Source organism: Marinobacter goseongensis (assembly GCF_023156235.1).
Taxonomy (GTDB): domain Bacteria; phylum Pseudomonadota; class Gammaproteobacteria; order Pseudomonadales; family Oleiphilaceae; genus Marinobacter; species Marinobacter goseongensis.
On the sequence record NZ_JAKZAI010000024.1, the window covers coordinates 18,884 to 33,417 of the forward strand.

General features: G+C 57.4%; 19 protein-coding genes. 11 read left to right on the forward strand and 8 right to left on the reverse strand.

Annotation, left to right across the window (positions count from 1 at the left end):
• Window positions 1–170: 170 nt before the first annotated feature.
• From MLC70_RS16185 to MLC70_RS16200, 4 genes are read right to left on the reverse strand one after another with little or no spacing between them, the layout of a single operon-like run.
• A complete protein-coding gene (locus tag MLC70_RS16185) occupies window positions 171–893 on the reverse strand; it encodes an energy transducer TonB (protein WP_248185393.1) in 723 nt (240 codons plus the stop codon).
• On the reverse strand, window positions 890–1,300 hold the full coding sequence (locus MLC70_RS16190; RefSeq protein WP_248185394.1) for an ExbD/TolR family protein: 411 nt from the start codon (window positions 1,298–1,300) through the stop codon (window positions 890–892). The genes MLC70_RS16185 and MLC70_RS16190 overlap by 4 nt, the downstream gene beginning before the upstream one ends.
• Complete coding sequence (locus MLC70_RS16195) at window positions 1,297–1,692, reverse strand: ExbD/TolR family protein (RefSeq protein WP_041645911.1); 396 nt, start codon at window positions 1,690–1,692, stop codon at window positions 1,297–1,299. The genes MLC70_RS16190 and MLC70_RS16195 overlap by 4 nt, the downstream gene beginning before the upstream one ends.
• Window positions 1,679–2,467: a MotA/TolQ/ExbB proton channel family protein gene (locus tag MLC70_RS16200; RefSeq protein WP_014579009.1), complete on the reverse strand. Its 789-nt coding sequence runs from the start codon at window positions 2,465–2,467 to the stop codon at window positions 1,679–1,681. The genes MLC70_RS16195 and MLC70_RS16200 overlap by 14 nt, the downstream gene beginning before the upstream one ends.
• Window positions 2,468–2,653: 186 nt before the next feature.
• On the opposite strand from MLC70_RS16200, the gene MLC70_RS16205 reads away from it, so the two are divergent.
• The gene (locus tag MLC70_RS16205; protein WP_248185395.1) at window positions 2,654–5,002 is read left to right on the forward strand and encodes a sensor domain-containing diguanylate cyclase; all 2,349 of its coding nucleotides are present in this window, start codon (window positions 2,654–2,656) and stop codon (window positions 5,000–5,002) included.
• Here the strand turns inward: MLC70_RS16205 and MLC70_RS16210 are convergent.
• The 4 genes from MLC70_RS16210 to MLC70_RS16225 all read right to left on the reverse strand — a co-directional run bounded on the left by MLC70_RS16210 (window position 4,985) and on the right by MLC70_RS16225 (window position 7,894).
• Window positions 4,985–5,755, reverse strand: coding sequence for a sulfite exporter TauE/SafE family protein (locus tag MLC70_RS16210; RefSeq protein WP_248185396.1), 771 nt, complete (start codon window positions 5,753–5,755; stop codon window positions 4,985–4,987). The genes MLC70_RS16205 and MLC70_RS16210 overlap by 18 nt on opposite strands.
• Window positions 5,734–6,612, reverse strand: coding sequence for a lysozyme family protein (locus tag MLC70_RS16215; protein ID WP_248185397.1), 879 nt, complete (start codon window positions 6,610–6,612; stop codon window positions 5,734–5,736). The genes MLC70_RS16210 and MLC70_RS16215 overlap by 22 nt, the downstream gene beginning before the upstream one ends.
• Window positions 6,613–6,750: 138 nt before the next feature.
• The gene (locus MLC70_RS16220; RefSeq protein WP_248185398.1) at window positions 6,751–7,182 is read right to left on the reverse strand and encodes a hypothetical protein; all 432 of its coding nucleotides are present in this window, start codon (window positions 7,180–7,182) and stop codon (window positions 6,751–6,753) included.
• Between the two features lie 7 nt (window positions 7,183–7,189).
• Window positions 7,190–7,894 (reverse strand): helix-turn-helix domain-containing protein, encoded by a 705-nt coding sequence (locus MLC70_RS16225; RefSeq protein WP_248185399.1) that lies wholly within the window; start codon window positions 7,892–7,894, stop codon window positions 7,190–7,192.
• A gap of 452 nt (window positions 7,895–8,346) precedes the next feature.
• Here MLC70_RS16225 and MLC70_RS16230 point away from each other — a divergent pair, with 452 nt between their 5' ends.
• The 10 genes from MLC70_RS16230 (at window position 8,347) to MLC70_RS16275 (ending at window position 14,474) form a co-directional block, all read left to right on the forward strand.
• A complete protein-coding gene (locus MLC70_RS16230) occupies window positions 8,347–8,763 on the forward strand; it encodes a hypothetical protein (protein WP_248185400.1) in 417 nt (138 codons plus the stop codon).
• Complete coding sequence (locus tag MLC70_RS16235) at window positions 8,760–9,011, forward strand: hypothetical protein (RefSeq protein WP_248185401.1); 252 nt, start codon at window positions 8,760–8,762, stop codon at window positions 9,009–9,011. The genes MLC70_RS16230 and MLC70_RS16235 overlap by 4 nt, the downstream gene beginning before the upstream one ends.
• Window positions 8,989–9,363, forward strand: a complete 375-nt coding sequence (locus MLC70_RS16240; protein WP_248185402.1) for a hypothetical protein — start codon at window positions 8,989–8,991, stop codon at window positions 9,361–9,363. The genes MLC70_RS16235 and MLC70_RS16240 overlap by 23 nt, the downstream gene beginning before the upstream one ends.
• Window positions 9,360–9,689 carry a helix-turn-helix domain-containing protein gene (locus tag MLC70_RS16245; RefSeq protein WP_248185403.1) on the forward strand — a complete coding sequence of 110 codons (330 nt, stop codon included), beginning with the start codon at window positions 9,360–9,362 and terminating at the stop codon, window positions 9,687–9,689. The genes MLC70_RS16240 and MLC70_RS16245 overlap by 4 nt, the downstream gene beginning before the upstream one ends.
• Window positions 9,676–10,674: a hypothetical protein gene (locus MLC70_RS16250; RefSeq protein WP_248185404.1), complete on the forward strand. Its 999-nt coding sequence runs from the start codon at window positions 9,676–9,678 to the stop codon at window positions 10,672–10,674. Before MLC70_RS16245 ends, MLC70_RS16250 begins: the two co-directional genes overlap by 14 nt.
• Window positions 10,674–12,443: a hypothetical protein gene (locus MLC70_RS16255; protein WP_248185405.1), complete on the forward strand. Its 1,770-nt coding sequence runs from the start codon at window positions 10,674–10,676 to the stop codon at window positions 12,441–12,443. Before MLC70_RS16250 ends, MLC70_RS16255 begins: the two co-directional genes overlap by 1 nt.
• A gap of 75 nt (window positions 12,444–12,518) precedes the next feature.
• Window positions 12,519–13,364, forward strand: coding sequence for an ExeA family protein (locus tag MLC70_RS16260; protein ID WP_248185406.1), 846 nt, complete (start codon window positions 12,519–12,521; stop codon window positions 13,362–13,364).
• 25 nt (window positions 13,365–13,389) lie between these two features.
• Window positions 13,390–13,749, forward strand: a complete 360-nt coding sequence (locus MLC70_RS16265; RefSeq protein WP_248185407.1) for a hypothetical protein — start codon at window positions 13,390–13,392, stop codon at window positions 13,747–13,749.
• 237 nt (window positions 13,750–13,986) lie between these two features.
• The gene (locus MLC70_RS16270) at window positions 13,987–14,235 is read left to right on the forward strand and encodes a hypothetical protein (protein ID WP_248185408.1); all 249 of its coding nucleotides are present in this window, start codon (window positions 13,987–13,989) and stop codon (window positions 14,233–14,235) included.
• On the forward strand, window positions 14,235–14,474 hold the full coding sequence (locus tag MLC70_RS16275) for a hypothetical protein (RefSeq protein WP_248185409.1): 240 nt from the start codon (window positions 14,235–14,237) through the stop codon (window positions 14,472–14,474). The genes MLC70_RS16270 and MLC70_RS16275 overlap by 1 nt, the downstream gene beginning before the upstream one ends.
• Window positions 14,475–14,534 lie beyond the last annotated feature (60 nt).

Below are 14,534 nucleotides of genomic sequence, written 5' to 3' on the forward strand. Positions count from 1 at the left end.
GAGACTGTGCCAGTTTGGATCGATTCAAAAAAATCAGAATTAAATCAGCTTGGTATGTAATTTCAGGTGGAAGTGCCTGAGTTCGTGCCAGGCACGAAGCCTGTTGTCACGCACTCGATCGGTGCGTGACCTCTGCGGATTGCTGCAAGCTGGCGCAGCGGTAGCCCGGTTCAGCGGAGGCGAAATCGTACGGGCAGTGCGTAACGGAATTTCTTTCCTGATATCTCATCAGGCACGGCCGGAAGAGGCTCTGCCTGCTCCAACATGGCCAGAGCCGACTCGTCCAGAAGCTGATATCCGGAGCTGGCTCTCAGGCTGTGGGCCACCAGGGACCCGTCCCTCCGAAACTCGAACACGATCACGGGGGTGCCTTCCTGGCCGAGCCGTCTTGCCCGGCGGGGATATTCATAATACCGGGCAAGGTGGCGGCTGAGCCTGGACAGGTAATTATCCACTTCTGATCTGACGCCAGCGTTCTGAAGCGGAACGGTCGCCTGAGATTGCTCCCGGGTCTCCGTTTCCACGGGATCGCCAACCGGCGTCTCTGCTTCTGTAACTTGCTCTGTGACCTCAGGTTCTGGCGTCGGCTGCGTTACCGGTTCTGGCTCAGGCTCAGGCTCAGGTTCAGGCTCAGGTGCGGGGTCAGGCACTGGCCCTGGCTCTGGCTCTGGCACAGGTTGCGGCTTCGGTTCCGGCGCAGTCACAGGCTCGGGCGTGGGAGCGGGCTCGCCAGCCAGCTTTATGCGAATGGCGGGCGCGGTGTTGACCGCGGATTCGCCCAGAGTATTGAGCTCCACCGTCTTTTCCGGAGATGCGAAGACCAGGGCAACAAAGGTGATCACAAATGCCAGCAGCAAAAGTACCCATCGGGAGCGCGGTTGTTGCGGCATCATTGGGCTGGCTCCGTCAACAACAGGACATCCTGATACCCGGCCTTTTCCAGCAAGCGGAAGAGTGCCTCCAGATCCGCCATGCTGATTCCTTCGGAAGCGGCAATTTTCAGGGGTGGCTCTTCGTCAGGCGTTGGCAGTCTGGCAACCAGAGACTCCCTGTCGAGCAGCTCGCCATCCACTCTCCACTCGCCTTCTGCGCTGACAATCATGTCCGCATGGGGCGACTGCTGATCTTCAGCCTGCTGCGTGGCGGGCAATTCCGGAAGTGGGTCGTCGGTCAACTGGCCGGCAACGATGAAAAACATGAGAAGCAGAAATACCAGATTGATCAACGGCAGAAGTGCATCTTCCACGCGTTCCATCAAGGTTTTGCCGGAGGTGAAGGGAGGTGGAACCAGATCGCTCATGGTGTCTGTGGTTTCGCCCGCTTCCAGTGGGTGTCTATATTCTGCGCAGTCAAGCCGCTGAGGACCCTGGTGAAGGCTCCCAGAGGCGTATCACCCGTCGTCGCGAGGTTTACTTCGGTGATACCGGCGTCTCCAAGCTTGCTCACAAGCTGATCGGGGGCCATGGATTGCCCCTGCCATTGCACCTTTCCATCGGCAGTCACGGTCAGCTCAGGCAGAGGATCGCCAGTGACCGGGCTGCGGCTCGAGGTGTTATTTGCAAGTTCCAGGTAGTCGACTGGCAACAGACGGGTGGTCAGCATAAAGAACACCAGGAGGATGAAGACGACGTCGATCAGGGGCGTGATCCGTATCGGGATCGGGCGACTAGGCCTTGGTTCAACCAGTTGCATGGGCGAATCGCTGACCCCGGGCAGTTGTATAGCGGTCGGGCTCGTCCCCGGCTGCCTCGCTGTGAAGCTGCTGTTCAGGAACCTGGTAGTCTGCTTCATCAGCGTCCAGGGTCTGTTCCGGCACAATATGCAGAATCGAAACCAGGGTACTGTTGATGGTCTTGTGGATGCGTCGCAGCCGGAACTCGATCCATGCAGCCAGTGCAGCAAACGGTATGGCCACGACCAGGCCCGCGGCGGTGGTGGTCAGGGCCTCGTAAATACCGCCACTGAGCTGGGTGGCATTGGCACGGCCTTCGGTAGCCGCCATGGCGCTGAAGGCCTCCATCATGCCCAGCACGGTTCCCAGCAGGCCGAGAAGAGGAGCCAGCGCGGCAATGACTTCGATGATCTTCAGGGGCGCTTCGAACGGCTCCAATGAATGCTGCGCATCCCGGGCGGCCGTTTCCCGGATCTTGCGGTCGTCCTCGCCGTTGTGTATCGCCTCAATCGTATCGGCGACAAGGCGCTGAAGCGGATTTAACCGGCCTAATCGGCCTGCCTGATATCGTATTTCGGAAGGCCGCACCGAAGCCGGATTGCTCTGCCAGTCCATTACGGTTTTTTTAAGACGGCCCGACATTCGCGGCGCATAGAGGGCGCCAAGAAGCATCAGATAGACAAAAGTGACGAGCCCGATGACGGCAAGTGCCACGAGCACAACCATTACAGGCCCTCCCATATCAACAAGTTGGGTGAGCGGGCCGGTGTTCAGGGGCAGGGTGAGGTCCGTCATTGGAAAAGGTGCTCGTTGTGCAAAAGTGGATCTAAATCATAACGATTACTATTAAATGTGCAAGTGCGTAACCTGACATTGAATGCCTCTCTGGTAGACTTGGACCACGGGTCACCAGAACAGAAAGCCTGAGATTGGAGGTAAGGTCATTACGGGTCGTCGAAACCGTCCGGGAGCGTGGATGCTGTGCTGATCAAACAATGGTTCGGCAGTCTGGTGAATCGGGCCGTTGCCCTCGTGGTGGTGGCGATCATCCTTTCGGCATTGCTGGTAACCGTGGCCGGGTCTCTGCTGAGCCGGTCGGAGCTGGAACAGCAGGCCCGTGACCAGGTGGAAACGATTGCCACCCTGATTGCGGGAGAGCTGGACGACAAGCTGGCCCTGAGGCTCGGTGCACTCAACCATGTGGCCCAGAACCTCACCATGTCTCGCGATGTGCTTAATGCGCGGGCTCAGATTCTGATCCGGCGGCAAACGGCCCTGGAGCATCTTTTTGATGCTGTGTACCTGATGGATGAGGACGGCCTGGTGGTCGCCGAGCATCCGGAGGATTACCGGCAGTCGGGACTGGATGTCAGCAATCGGGAATATTTCCGCCGCGTCGCGTCCACTCTCACGCCAGTGATCAGCGAGCCCTACCTGTCCCATTATCAAGAAAAGCCGGCCATCATGGTTGCCGCGCCGATCTTCGACCACCGCCAACGGTTCATCGGCGTCATTGGCGGCGCCATCGCTCTGGATGGCAACAACTTCCTTGATCAGTTTATCAATATCCGGATTGGCACCACCGGCTATCTGGGTGTTGCCACCCGAAGTGGGTTCGTGGTGGTCAATCAGCGGGATGAAAGGGCCATGTCACCGGTTCGTGTTGCCAATCCGGTGCTCCGGGATGCCATGGAGGGCTTCGAGGGCACCGTGGACACCCGCAACAGCAGTGGTGAAAAGACCATCATGTCGGTGCAGCAGCTGACCCAGGTTCCCTGGTTTGTGTCGGCGTCCTGGCCGGCTCGTGAAGCCCTGGCCCCGATGACCCGGACGTTGGATGCGTTTGTGTGGATTCTGCTGGCGGTGATCCTGTTGATCGCGCCTCTTGCGCTCTGGCGTTTCCGGCGATTGATGGCGCCGCTAAAAACCCTGGGCGAGCAGATTCGCGAGCGCCATCTGGGTATGCGCTCGGACCCGGTGGACGTCGCCGGAGGCAAGGAGATCCGCCAGGTTGCAGAGATTTTTAACACCGTAACCGATGAACGGGACGAGGTTCTGGTATCTCTCGCTGAAAGAGAGGCGTTTTTCCGTTCCCTCACCCAAAGTGCGCCCATCGGCATCGTGCAGACCGACGTTCTGGGCCGAATTGAGTTTGCCAACCCGGCTTTTGAGGCCATCGTTGGCCATCCGGCGGAGCAACTCACCTACAGTTATCTGGCCAATCGTGTGCATGAGAGCGATCGACCGGAGGCGATTGCCGGCTGGAAGACGGCGATCAGGAACCAGAGCGTTTTCCGGGGACGGTTGAGGCTGACATCGCCCGCACCGGACCGGGTGATCTGGGGTGATGTGATGACGGCTGCAATACAGACGCCTGAAAAGGCGCTCGGCACCATCACTGTCGTTCGCGATATCTCCCACGAGCTGGAGGTGGAAGAGGCCCTCAGGGCAGAGCAGCAGCGCGCAGAGACGATACTTGGGGTGCTCCAGGAAGGGGTTCTGATGGTAGACGTCGAGGGTGTTATCCGTTTTGCCAACGATGCCGCATGTCGTCTTCTGGGAACGGAAGGTGAATGCGTGCTCAGGAACTTCTTCCAGTTGGTCACCATTGAAACGGAAGAACGTGAAATGACGGCGGAGCAGTTCCTGACCGGTGATGACCTGGACAGCCTCTATGTGACGCTCCGCAATTCCCTGGGTGTTCCCTTCCCCATAGATCTGACCATGCTGCACATTCGTCAGGGCCGCGAGGATGAACGGCTGGTGTTCGTGCTGCGGGACGACAGCGACCGGCGCCGGCAGGAGGAGCGGCTGTCCTGGGAGGCGACCCACGACAGCCTCACCCAGTTGCTGAACCGGCGCGCGTTCAACGCTTCGCTGGTTCGGAGCCTGGGTGAGGCCGGTCGCCAGGAAGCCCGTTCAGTACTGATGCTGATTGATCTCGACTATTTCAAACCGGTGAACGATGAAGGCGGTCACCTGCTTGGTGACGATCTGCTCAAACGGCTGGCGGATCTGTTCAAGGACGCCGTTCGCCAATCCGACACCGTGGCCAGACTGGGCGGAGATGAGTTCGGCATCATTTTGCCTGCCTGCGGCATGACCCGGGCCGAGGCGCTGGCGGAACGGATCCGCGCCGACGTGGAGGCGCTTCGGATCGAGCATGACGGCCGCTCATTCGGTGTAACCACCAGCATCGGCCTGACGGAACTGACAGCGGAAGACAGCGGCCCCAGAGAGGTTATGGCCCGGGCGGATGAGGGTAGCTATATCGCCAAATCCCGGGGGCGTAACAGGGTTGTGGTGGTGCCTTCACCACCAGCCGGCTGAGAGGTTGGCCTGCCAGAGCAGGCGAATCGCCAGCGCTGTCAGCACGATATTGAAGATCAAAGTGAACTTGCTGTTACTCAGGGAACGAAGCACATGCAGCCCAAGCCAGGTACCGGCAAAGCCGCAGGCAATCATGGCGAGAATGAAGGGCAGCCACTCGAAGAACATGAAGCCCGCCGCCCCGAACACCAGCGCCTTGGGCGCATGCTGCAGTGTCATGGCAGTGGCAAACGTGGCCACGGTTCTGAACCGGTCGGTATGAATCTGCTTGATGAACGCTGCAACGAGTGGCCCGGTGGCGCCCACGAACAGACTGACGAAACTGGTCAGCGCCGACGCCAGGAATACCCCAGGGGCACCAAATGCGCCCTTGGGTAGCGCCGGCCCCCAGCAGAGATAGAGCACGAACAGGGCGATGGTCAGCTGCCAGATGTGGGCGGGGAGATTTACCAGTAGCAAGGCGCCCAGCGCTGCCCCTACGATCACGCCGGGCAAAAACGCGGCAATCACCCGCCAGTCTATGTTCCGCCACGTCAAAGCCGCCCGGCCAACGTTCGAGCCCAACTGAATCATGCCGTGCACCGGGATAATGGCCGCCGGTGGCATCCAGCTGGCCATCAGTACCAGCAGTAAAACCCCGCCACCGGCGCCGAGGCTGGCGGTGATCATCGAGGTGATGGTTGAGCTGGCAAGCAGGAAAACGGCGACAGGGAGGCTCAGGCTTTCAGGTATCAGTTGGTTGAGTACTTCCATTCACAGAATTCCGTTGATTTCAGTTTGGCCGTGCGACAGAGGGCCTCGGTTGCCAGCTGAACGTCGGCCACATAGTAGAGCGAGGCGAGCCCCAGGCGGTCTCGCCCCAGATTGTGAAAAATCAGGCCGAACGCAATATCGCCAGCGGTGAAGCGTTCATGGTTGGCGGCAAAATACTCTGCTGGCTGCGCCAGTACCGGATCGTCCAGCAGCGCCTGCACCCGTCCGGCGCCGCCATGATACGCCTGAACAAGGAGTAGGGTGAATAATCGCTCCCTTTTGGCTTCCGGCAGATGGCCGAAGCGTTGCTGGAAAACCGGTGCCAGATTGCGGGCGTTCTGGTTCATCAGGCGCAGGGCACAGTCTATCTGCGCCAGTCGGTGCCAGAAATTGTCCGGGGCAATCTCGCAGTCGGACAGGGCGGCTGGCGACAGCTGAAGGATTCCCCTGGCGTTGGCACGGGAGTGGGCTCTCGCCTGGGCTCCGCTTTCGATCAGGATCTGGCCGGCCAGGTATCGGGGCAAGGCTTGCGGCAGGGTCAGGCGGTTCTGGTTGCTGCGGTGATTGAAGACATACATGAGCGCGTCATGCAGGCTTTCCGGCGCACCACTGGTGGCAAAGATGAGGTCGTCCCAGGCGCCCCAGATCCGGTCCGCAGGCAGGGTGCCAAGATAGCGGGCAACGGCTTCATCCACGTTCACATGAGGTTGATCGCAGGAAAGGGCAAACGGATAGCCGGTCTGGCCCGTCTCGCCAGGCACCCAGTCTTCCACCTTGTTATTTTCATACAGTGATTGCCGCGTGGCATTCAGCAGGCTCTGGTGTCCAGGAACAAGATATTTAATGGGGAGCTTCAAGATATTTGGGCTCAAAAGTGGGTCTACTTGGGATATGGAGGGTTTTTCCGAACGGAAACCTGCAAATAGATTTGCACTAAAATAGTGAAATTGCTGCATCCCCAAACGAGCGCTCTAACGCTCCCGCTCCACAGCGGCTCACCCCCCTCGCTTTCGCTTTAAGCGGTCGAGCTTCACGGAGCACCAGGAGCTCAACCAGATCCAGCCACCCCAGGCGGCCAAAACACCAACGAAACTAGTGGCGATAGCGTCAAAGAAGTCGAGTGATACGGCGTGCATCAGGGCAACCGCCCCGACATAAATTACCAGTGCAGCGACTCCGAGCCAGTAAACGAGAGACTGCGAGTCTCTTTGCTGCCGCTCGGCAGCCTCTGCTCTCTCAAGGGCATAGTTGAAGCCGCACTTTCCGCACTTATCAGCATTGACGGCAACACCTGGCCACCCACATGCCTTGCAGGCATAAAGTAGTGGGCTATCCCCTGGCGGCTTATATTCCTCAATCTGCGAGTGATTGTGGATGTCGTTCCCGGCGACTTGGCCAACAGGCCCCTCGAAGGTCTGATCGGTCATTGTCCGCTCACCTGCCTTTACCGCCGAAGTTGTTGTTTATATCGCCGCCCCCAACCTGGCCAACGCTGCCATGAAATGTCTGAGTGGTTTTGGGGGCAAGCTCTTCGGAAGACGTGCGACCAGGCCTTTCTTGAGGATTCATGCCACGGGCAGCGCTCCAATTGGCCAGATCATCCTCTGACGTAGACATCGGGACTACTGGCGTGAGCTTTACTCCATGAACAGCGATAGGGACATCTGCAAGAATCTCAAAATCATCGTGTTGTTCATAGAAGTGGTCAATCACCACTTTAAGGCTTTCGAGTACCCTCGGGTTTGGTTGGCTCTGATCCTTTTCCTGGTCTATGCACACCTTGAGAAGCCTCCGCAGTTCCGACGGTCCTAGCGAGACTTCACCAACTCCCCCGTTTGTGAAGCGCAACCCAACCAGTGAGCCGAACCCATTAATTCTTACGGCGCGCCGTTCAGTTTCATCTCTTACATCTCCATACAAAAGCCACTGGAGGGAAACGTTGAATGGCTCCAAGCGTGAAGCGATCGCTGCAAGAACGTCAGCTGTAGGTACGGCTTCGCCTCTCTCATAACGGCTCAGAGTAGGTCGTCCAATCCCTACCCAGCTCGCCAATTCCGTCTGATTCACCCCTAGCTTTTTTCGAGCAGCGGCTAGGCGCTCCCCGAAATGAATCAAATCTTGTTCATTCCATGTTGACATTGAATCAAACCTTATTCATTATCGTCAGTGTTGAATCGTATTTGAGAAAACTAATTGTGAGGCATCCCCGCATGAACAGCAATGACTTGAAAGCTGGTCCTGAGCTTTATCAGAAAGTCCGTGGCGGCTTGATAGCCCGTGGCACCACCTTGTCCGCTTGGTGTCGTGAGTACGGCTACAACCCCACTAATGCCCGCTCTGCTCTGGTCGGTGGCTGGAATGGGCCAAAAGGAAGGGCCTTACGCCAACGCCTTGCTAAGGAAGCTGGCGTCCTATCTCAATCCGATACTGCATCGTTAGCTTGATCTTCAGCCTAGCCCCGTTAGAGCGCTGAACCTATAGGCAGAAGAATTCTTTTATTGGGGCTCCTGAGCAGAGAGGTATTCCAAATGGCAAGACGAAATTGGAAACGGGTGAGCCCATGCTCCTTGCGGCAATCGATGGAGCTCTGCATGGAGTACGCCCGTGAGAAGCACAACCGCTCAATTGACCGGATTGCAGACCTGATGGGCCTGGCCAACAAGTGGGTTCTCTATAAGTGGCTGGAGAGCGGGCGCATGCCGGCGATTCTGATCCGCCCCTTTGAGGCCGCCTGCGGGATCGACCTGGTAACCCGATACATCGGGCACTCCGCCAACAAGATGCTCATTGAGATCCCGACCGGGAGAAAGGTAACGGCGACTGACCTGAACGAGCTGCAATCGTCGTTTGCCGGTGCCGTGAGCCTTCTGGTCGAGTTTTACGAGCGAAAGAACGGCTCCGATGAGGCCCTGGCAGCCCTGACCGGTCTACTGGAGGACGTGGCCTGGCATCGGAAGAACGTGCAGGAGCACCTGCAACCGGGACTTGAATTGGAGGTGACATCGTGACTTTCAGAATGACTCAGACAGAGCGGGAGCTCTCCGAGGTGGGGCGCGACATCGGATCGATGCTTGAAAGCAACGCTCACTGGTTCGCAGGGCTTGCGGATCTGGTCGAAGCCACCGGCAAGCCGGTGGATGACCTGACCATCGGCGAGTTGCGCTCACTAATCGAACAGCGGACTGATACCTACAACCGCATTTATGCCCGGATTGAAGCAAGGGAGGCGGGTTATGCCAAATGTAACGCCATTTGAAGCTGAGAAGCTGCGGGCTTTTCGGGCCGTGCAAGCAGCCGTCCAGGGCCTGCCCGCCCCTGACGTTGTGGATGTTTTGACTCAGCAGCTGCGCGAGGTTGCCAGGGCAGATCCCGACGAGCAGCCGGTGACCATCGTTCGATTGTTGCGCGACCCTCAGCGCCGCCCGTGCAAGGTTGAGCTCGATCCTGAGCTGGAGTCTTTCATTCTCACTCAGTCGGTAGGCCTCTCAATCGAGCATCTTCGGCGGGAATGCATCAAGAAGTTCGGTGCTGAGAGAGCCCCCAGCCGCTCCGGCCTCAATCGCTACATCAACAAACTGAAATACCGCACCAAAGGAGATCGCAAGTGAGCAAATCAGAAGTAAGCAGCCCTAACCGCGTTGTCGGAACTATCAACGCAGTGGTGGAGATCGGGTTTGATGGCTGCTCTATAGACGCGATCGCCAAGCATGCTGGCATTACTTACCACTCAGCACGTCGTGCCCTGGAGGCGCTCGAGGAATCGGGCTGGGTGATGGAATACCGTCGCAAGGGCAGCAATCAGAAGCTTTGGGCTCCCGGTGAGCGTTGGGTTGAGCTAGCCATCCAATACAAACGCCACCAGCTGGCCCGAATCCATAAGATCGAAAGCGAATATGCGCGTGTAACTGGGGAGGTGCTCCGTGACGACCGATAAGAAGATCAGCGAGGAATTGACTACGCACTACCACCAGGTAGAGCAGAATCAGCTGGCCGCCGAGGTAGAGGTGGAGTCGGGTCGAGTTCGAGACGGTCTTTCCCTGCAAGCTGGCGACTTAGCGAACAGAGACTTTGCTAACCAGCTCCACGGGAAGCTGTCCCTCATCCGAGGCATCAACCAATTTTTCCGCGCAGCGGAAATCAGAATGGCAAAGGAGGTGAAGGAGCGAGAGCTTTGGCGGCATATCTTCATCACTGATGACGGCGGGTCATTCCGCGCCGCGAAAAATTTCAAAGAGTACTGCAAGCATGCGCTCGGAATGGGAGACACCAAAGTCTATGAAGGCATCCAAAACGTCGAGGTCTTTGGAGAAAAATTCGACGTTCTGCAAGAGATGGGAATAAAGCGTGATGAGTTCCGGCTGCTACGCAAGGCTCCAGAGGGAATTATTGAGGAGGCCAAAGCTGCCGCCGAGAGACATGATAAGGATGCGCTGCTGGAGCTAATCGATGACATGGCAGCTCGTCATGCCAAGGAGAAAGAGAAGCTTGACCAGGAAAATCTGGAGCTGACCAACAAGGTCAATCACCTGGAGTCAGAGCACCAGGTAGGTCAGCGGATGCTGGAGGATCGAGATAAGAAGGTTAATGAGCTGGAACGCGAGCTACGCCGGGACCTGACGCCTGATCAGGAAGCTGAGAAGCGCACGAAGCGTGATACAGATTTGTTGGGGCAGCTTGCAGACAAATCCCTTTCGAGCATTACGACACTCAATGAGCTCGCTTTGGTGGTCGAGAAGGCGATGGGCCTGGAAGACGCTCCCGAATACATGGAAAAAAGTATTTACGGCGAGTTAGAGAAAGTCTTCCACCATGCCCTCAAACTTGGTCGCCAATACGGTATCACTCCGGAGCAGCTACTCGGACTTCCAGTAGCGGATATTGCAGCCTTTGATCACGTGATCGAGGAGGGGCTGGAGTGATGGAGCTGGAAGCCAACACAAAACGTTATTTGAGCAGGCTAGGTGAAAGCCTGGAAGACGCAGGGCACGGGGAACGCGGCCAGCGGATCAAGCAAGCCGCTCAAGCTCTCGATCGCTCCGAACACTGGATTAGGAAACAACTGAAGGCGCTTGGGTTCGTCAAAGCCCGTAAACCTCGCAGCGATCGGGGCCGGTGCAGTGTCACCCGCGAGCAGTGCATCCAGATCAGCAACATGATGATGCAGGCCAATCGTGACAACGGAAAACAGCTGATGAGCCTGAGGCAGGCAGTCGAAATTGCCCGCGCCAATGGAGTCATCGATTCCGATGTTGCTGAGGTCACGGTTTCGCGGGCTATGGATCGGCAGCGCGTGCACCCACGGCAACTCCGCAGGCCTAAGCCACATACCGAGATGCGCAGCCTGCACCCCAACCACGTCTGGCAGTTCGATGTGTCGTTGTGCGTGCTCTACTACCTGCGGCAATCCGAGGGGCTGAAGGTTATGCCCCGTGACGAGTTCTACAAGAACAAGCTGGAGAACGTCTATCGGATCAAGAATGACCGAGTGCTGCGCTACCTGGTGACTGATCATTACAGCGGGGCATTTTTCGTCAAGTACTACAACACGCCTGGCGAGAACGCAGAGACTCTGGTTGAGTTTCTCCTGGATGCATTCACCAAGCAGCCCAGGGACCCATTCCATGGTGTCCCGTTCATGCTGGTGTGGGATGCAGGCACGGCCAACCAGTCTCATGCGGTTAAGGGCATGCTGGAGCGTCTGCAAGTAAGGCCACACACCCATGAAGTAGGCTCGCCTCGCGCCAAGGGACAGGTTGAGCGCACCCACAATCTGGTGGAGTGCGAGTTCGAAAGCCGCCTGTCAATGTATCGAGTCGACTCCATCGAGGAGTTGAACGATAAAGCGCAGAAGTGGGCTCGAATGTACAACGCAACTGGAAAGCACAGTCGTCATGGGCACACCCGCTATGCGCTCTGGCAAACCATCCGACCGGAGCAGTTGCGCACATGCCCGGACCGGGATGAGTGCAAGCAGCTCGTCGAGAAGGCGCGCCCTGTTCTTCGAACAGTTAGAGGCGACCTGACAATCTCCTACGCGATTAAGGGCAAGGGTAAGCACACTTATTCCGTTGAGAGCATTCCCGATGTCTGTGTTGGCGACAAAGTCGAGGTGACCTTTAACCCCTATCAAATGCCAAACGCCATTGTAATTCACAAGAATCTGGACGGCGAGGAAATCCACTACGACCTAGAGCCGATTGAACGGAATGATGCTGGCTTTAAGGCAACTGCTCCGGTGTATGGCGAAAACTACGCCCCGATGCGTGAGACACCTGCGGACCAAATCAGGAAGCAGATGAACCGCGATGCCTATGGCGTCGAGACGGACCAGGCCGTGAAGGAAGCCCGGAAGGCCCGCAAGCCGGCCTTTGAAGGTCAGATTGATCCGTTCGCCGATGTTGCGGCGGCTACCGTCCCCGACTTCATGCAGCGTAAGGGGCAAGCCCTGGAGCTTCAGCAGCCGAAGCGGGCACTGGCCAGCCGCACACCCTACGTGAAGGCAGTTCCTATGATTCGCGACAGCATTGGCCTTGAGCCTGGTAGCGAGGCAGCCAAGCAACTGACCCGCGAGTTCAAGCAACGTTACCCGGAGGGCATACCCGATGAGGAGCTGTCTGAGTTTACAGGGCAGATGGCCCGGAAGTTCGGAGGGGCGACAGAGCCGCTGTTGGAAGAAGTGGGCAGGTGACAGCACCAATGCCACCTACCCGCCGGAGACTGCCATCTACCGGCACCTTGAGAAGGCAACCACAAGGAGTTTTTTATGTTAGCACAAGATACTTTGAAGCACTTCCGCTTGTTCTGTGACCCTTTTGTTGACGACGTGCGCAGCGCTGAGGACGTTTTTATGACCAACGAATACCGCTACGTTCTGGCGTCCATGCGCCACGCAGCCCAGGCCCAAGGCATTGTGGCTGTGGTCGCCGATTCCGGAGCTGGCAAAACCACCATGCGCCGCATGCTAATGGATGAGTTGCGCCGTGACGGCAAGACCACCGTCATCATGCCGTCCATCATCGACAAGACGAGGATCACGGCAGCGGGCCTCTGTGAGGCCATCATCGCCGATATCAGCGATGAGAACCCCAAGCGGTCACTGGAAGCGAAGGCCCGCCAGGTGGAGCGTCTGCTGCGTGATGCCTCTCGCTCAGGGCAGAAACACGTGATGGTCATCGAGGAGGCCCATGACCTGACCATTCCCACCCTGCGCTACCTCAAGCGTTTCTGGGAGCTGGAGGACGGTTTCACGAAATTGCTCGGGATTGTTCTGATCGGTCAGACCGAGCTGGGGCTCAAGCTCCAGGAGCACCGGAACAGCCAGGCCCGCGAACTCATTCGGCGCTGCATTACGGTTGACCTTCGCCCGCTGGATGACGATCTGGAGAGCTACCTCAACTACAAGTTGGAGCGGGTCGGCTCCTCCCTGCCCAAGGTTATTGAGCCCCAGGCGGTAGAAGCCATCCGGCAACGTCTGCGCCGGAAAGACAAAGGCCAGGTGGTGAGCGATCTCTACCCGCTGGCCATCAACAACCTGGTTGTCAGGGCGCTCAACGCAGCCGCCGAACTGGGTGACGAGCGAGTCACCACCGAAATCGTCAAACACGTTTAATCCTTGGGAGACCGGAAGAATGGGAATGCACGCAACGCAAGCAGAGCTGTTATCGCCTGAGGGCCGGAAGGCGCTCAAGGATTCTGTGACCTGGATGGTGCTGGACGTGAGCAAGGCATCCAGCGCTGTAATGGCTATGTCTGAGATGATGCAGGAATACCTCACCCACAAACAGCGAACACTGGAGTCAATGGAGAACATTGAGTACGGCGTGTGGCTTTGCGGGGAACTTGGCAATCACCAAAAACAGCTACTTGAGCGTCTCGAAACGGCCCTGAATCGGTCCGAGTTCGCAGGAGGCCCTGAGAGCCTCCTGGCGGATCGTCCGGGGTTCAGCGACTCATTGAGCGTTGCCGCCCGTTCCGTTTCACCTGAGGGAATCTAACGCGGGTCTAACGCACCTGCTGAGTGGTGAGGCGGCTGATCGTTGCAGGTGAGCCGTTTTCACCCCTCAAACCTCAAAATATAGAGGTCTGAATCTCGCCTGAATCTTTTCGGGTCATCTGAGGGTCACCTTCCGTGATTTCCTTGCGAAAGATTTCAGGGGAAAGAACCTCCGGCAGCCCCCACCGGATTAAACGCGCACTGAGCGCACACCGATGTAACACAAGGAGCACCAGTTATGAGTGCATTAATCACTCCGGAAGAAAAAAATGTCGCTTTGCGAAATGTCGTGACCGAGCAGGACTACGCTGATCGCCTGAAGACGTATGCCCAGAAAAAAGGGACCACCGTTGAGAAGCTGCGGGAGCTAAGTAAAGAGGATCTGCTCGTAGCCCGACAAATGGGTCACGATCCGGAAGTATATCGTAAGCAGAAACTGGCGGATCTCGCCGAAACTGTCATCAACACCATCGGAGGACGTCAGTAATGTCACTTCAACAAGCGATTTCTCACTACATTGCTCGGAAAGAGGACTTTGAGAGCAGTGAAGCCCGAGCAGAAGAGATTCGAACTCAGCTACTGCCAGCAGCTGAACAGGGCATCACCACAGCCAGGGAAACTAAGTCCCAGGCTGAACGAACTCTGCGAGACGCCAAAACGTCTACCGAGGTTCAGCAGGCAAGCTCAGCCCTGAGAGATGCCGAGCAGGTGTTAGTGGCCAATTAAAATGACCCACTACTGGCCATTAATTTTGACCCACCTCCGAGTGGCCGTCAGGCCACAGAA

Excerpts from the sequence above, each read along its gene's own strand:
- MLC70_RS16265 (WP_248185407.1), top strand. The coding sequence starts at position 13,390 with ATGCACGCAACGCAAGCAGAGCTGTTATCGCCTGAGGGCCGGAAGGCG.
- MLC70_RS16260 (WP_248185406.1), top strand. The coding sequence starts at position 12,519 with ATGTTAGCACAAGATACTTTGAAGCACTTCCGCTTGTTCTGTGACCCT.
- MLC70_RS16190 (WP_248185394.1), bottom strand. The coding sequence starts at position 1,300 with ATGAGCGATCTGGTTCCACCTCCCTTCACCTCCGGCAAAACCTTGATG.
- MLC70_RS16230 (WP_248185400.1), top strand. The coding sequence starts at position 8,347 with ATGGAGTACGCCCGTGAGAAGCACAACCGCTCAATTGACCGGATTGCA.
- MLC70_RS16255 (WP_248185405.1), top strand. The coding sequence starts at position 10,674 with ATGGAGCTGGAAGCCAACACAAAACGTTATTTGAGCAGGCTAGGTGAA.
- MLC70_RS16185 (WP_248185393.1), bottom strand. The coding sequence starts at position 893 with ATGATGCCGCAACAACCGCGCTCCCGATGGGTACTTTTGCTGCTGGCA.
- MLC70_RS16220 (WP_248185398.1), bottom strand. The coding sequence starts at position 7,182 with ATGACCGATCAGACCTTCGAGGGGCCTGTTGGCCAAGTCGCCGGGAAC.
- MLC70_RS16240 (WP_248185402.1), top strand. The coding sequence starts at position 8,989 with ATGCCAAATGTAACGCCATTTGAAGCTGAGAAGCTGCGGGCTTTTCGG.
- MLC70_RS16210 (WP_248185396.1), bottom strand. The coding sequence starts at position 5,755 with ATGGAAGTACTCAACCAACTGATACCTGAAAGCCTGAGCCTCCCTGTC.
- MLC70_RS16275 (WP_248185409.1), top strand. The coding sequence starts at position 14,235 with ATGTCACTTCAACAAGCGATTTCTCACTACATTGCTCGGAAAGAGGAC.
- MLC70_RS16195 (WP_041645911.1), bottom strand. The coding sequence starts at position 1,692 with ATGCAACTGGTTGAACCAAGGCCTAGTCGCCCGATCCCGATACGGATC.
- MLC70_RS16225 (WP_248185399.1), bottom strand. The coding sequence starts at position 7,894 with ATGTCAACATGGAATGAACAAGATTTGATTCATTTCGGGGAGCGCCTA.
- MLC70_RS16200 (WP_014579009.1), bottom strand. The coding sequence starts at position 2,467 with ATGACGGACCTCACCCTGCCCCTGAACACCGGCCCGCTCACCCAACTT.
- MLC70_RS16270 (WP_248185408.1), top strand. The coding sequence starts at position 13,987 with ATGAGTGCATTAATCACTCCGGAAGAAAAAAATGTCGCTTTGCGAAAT.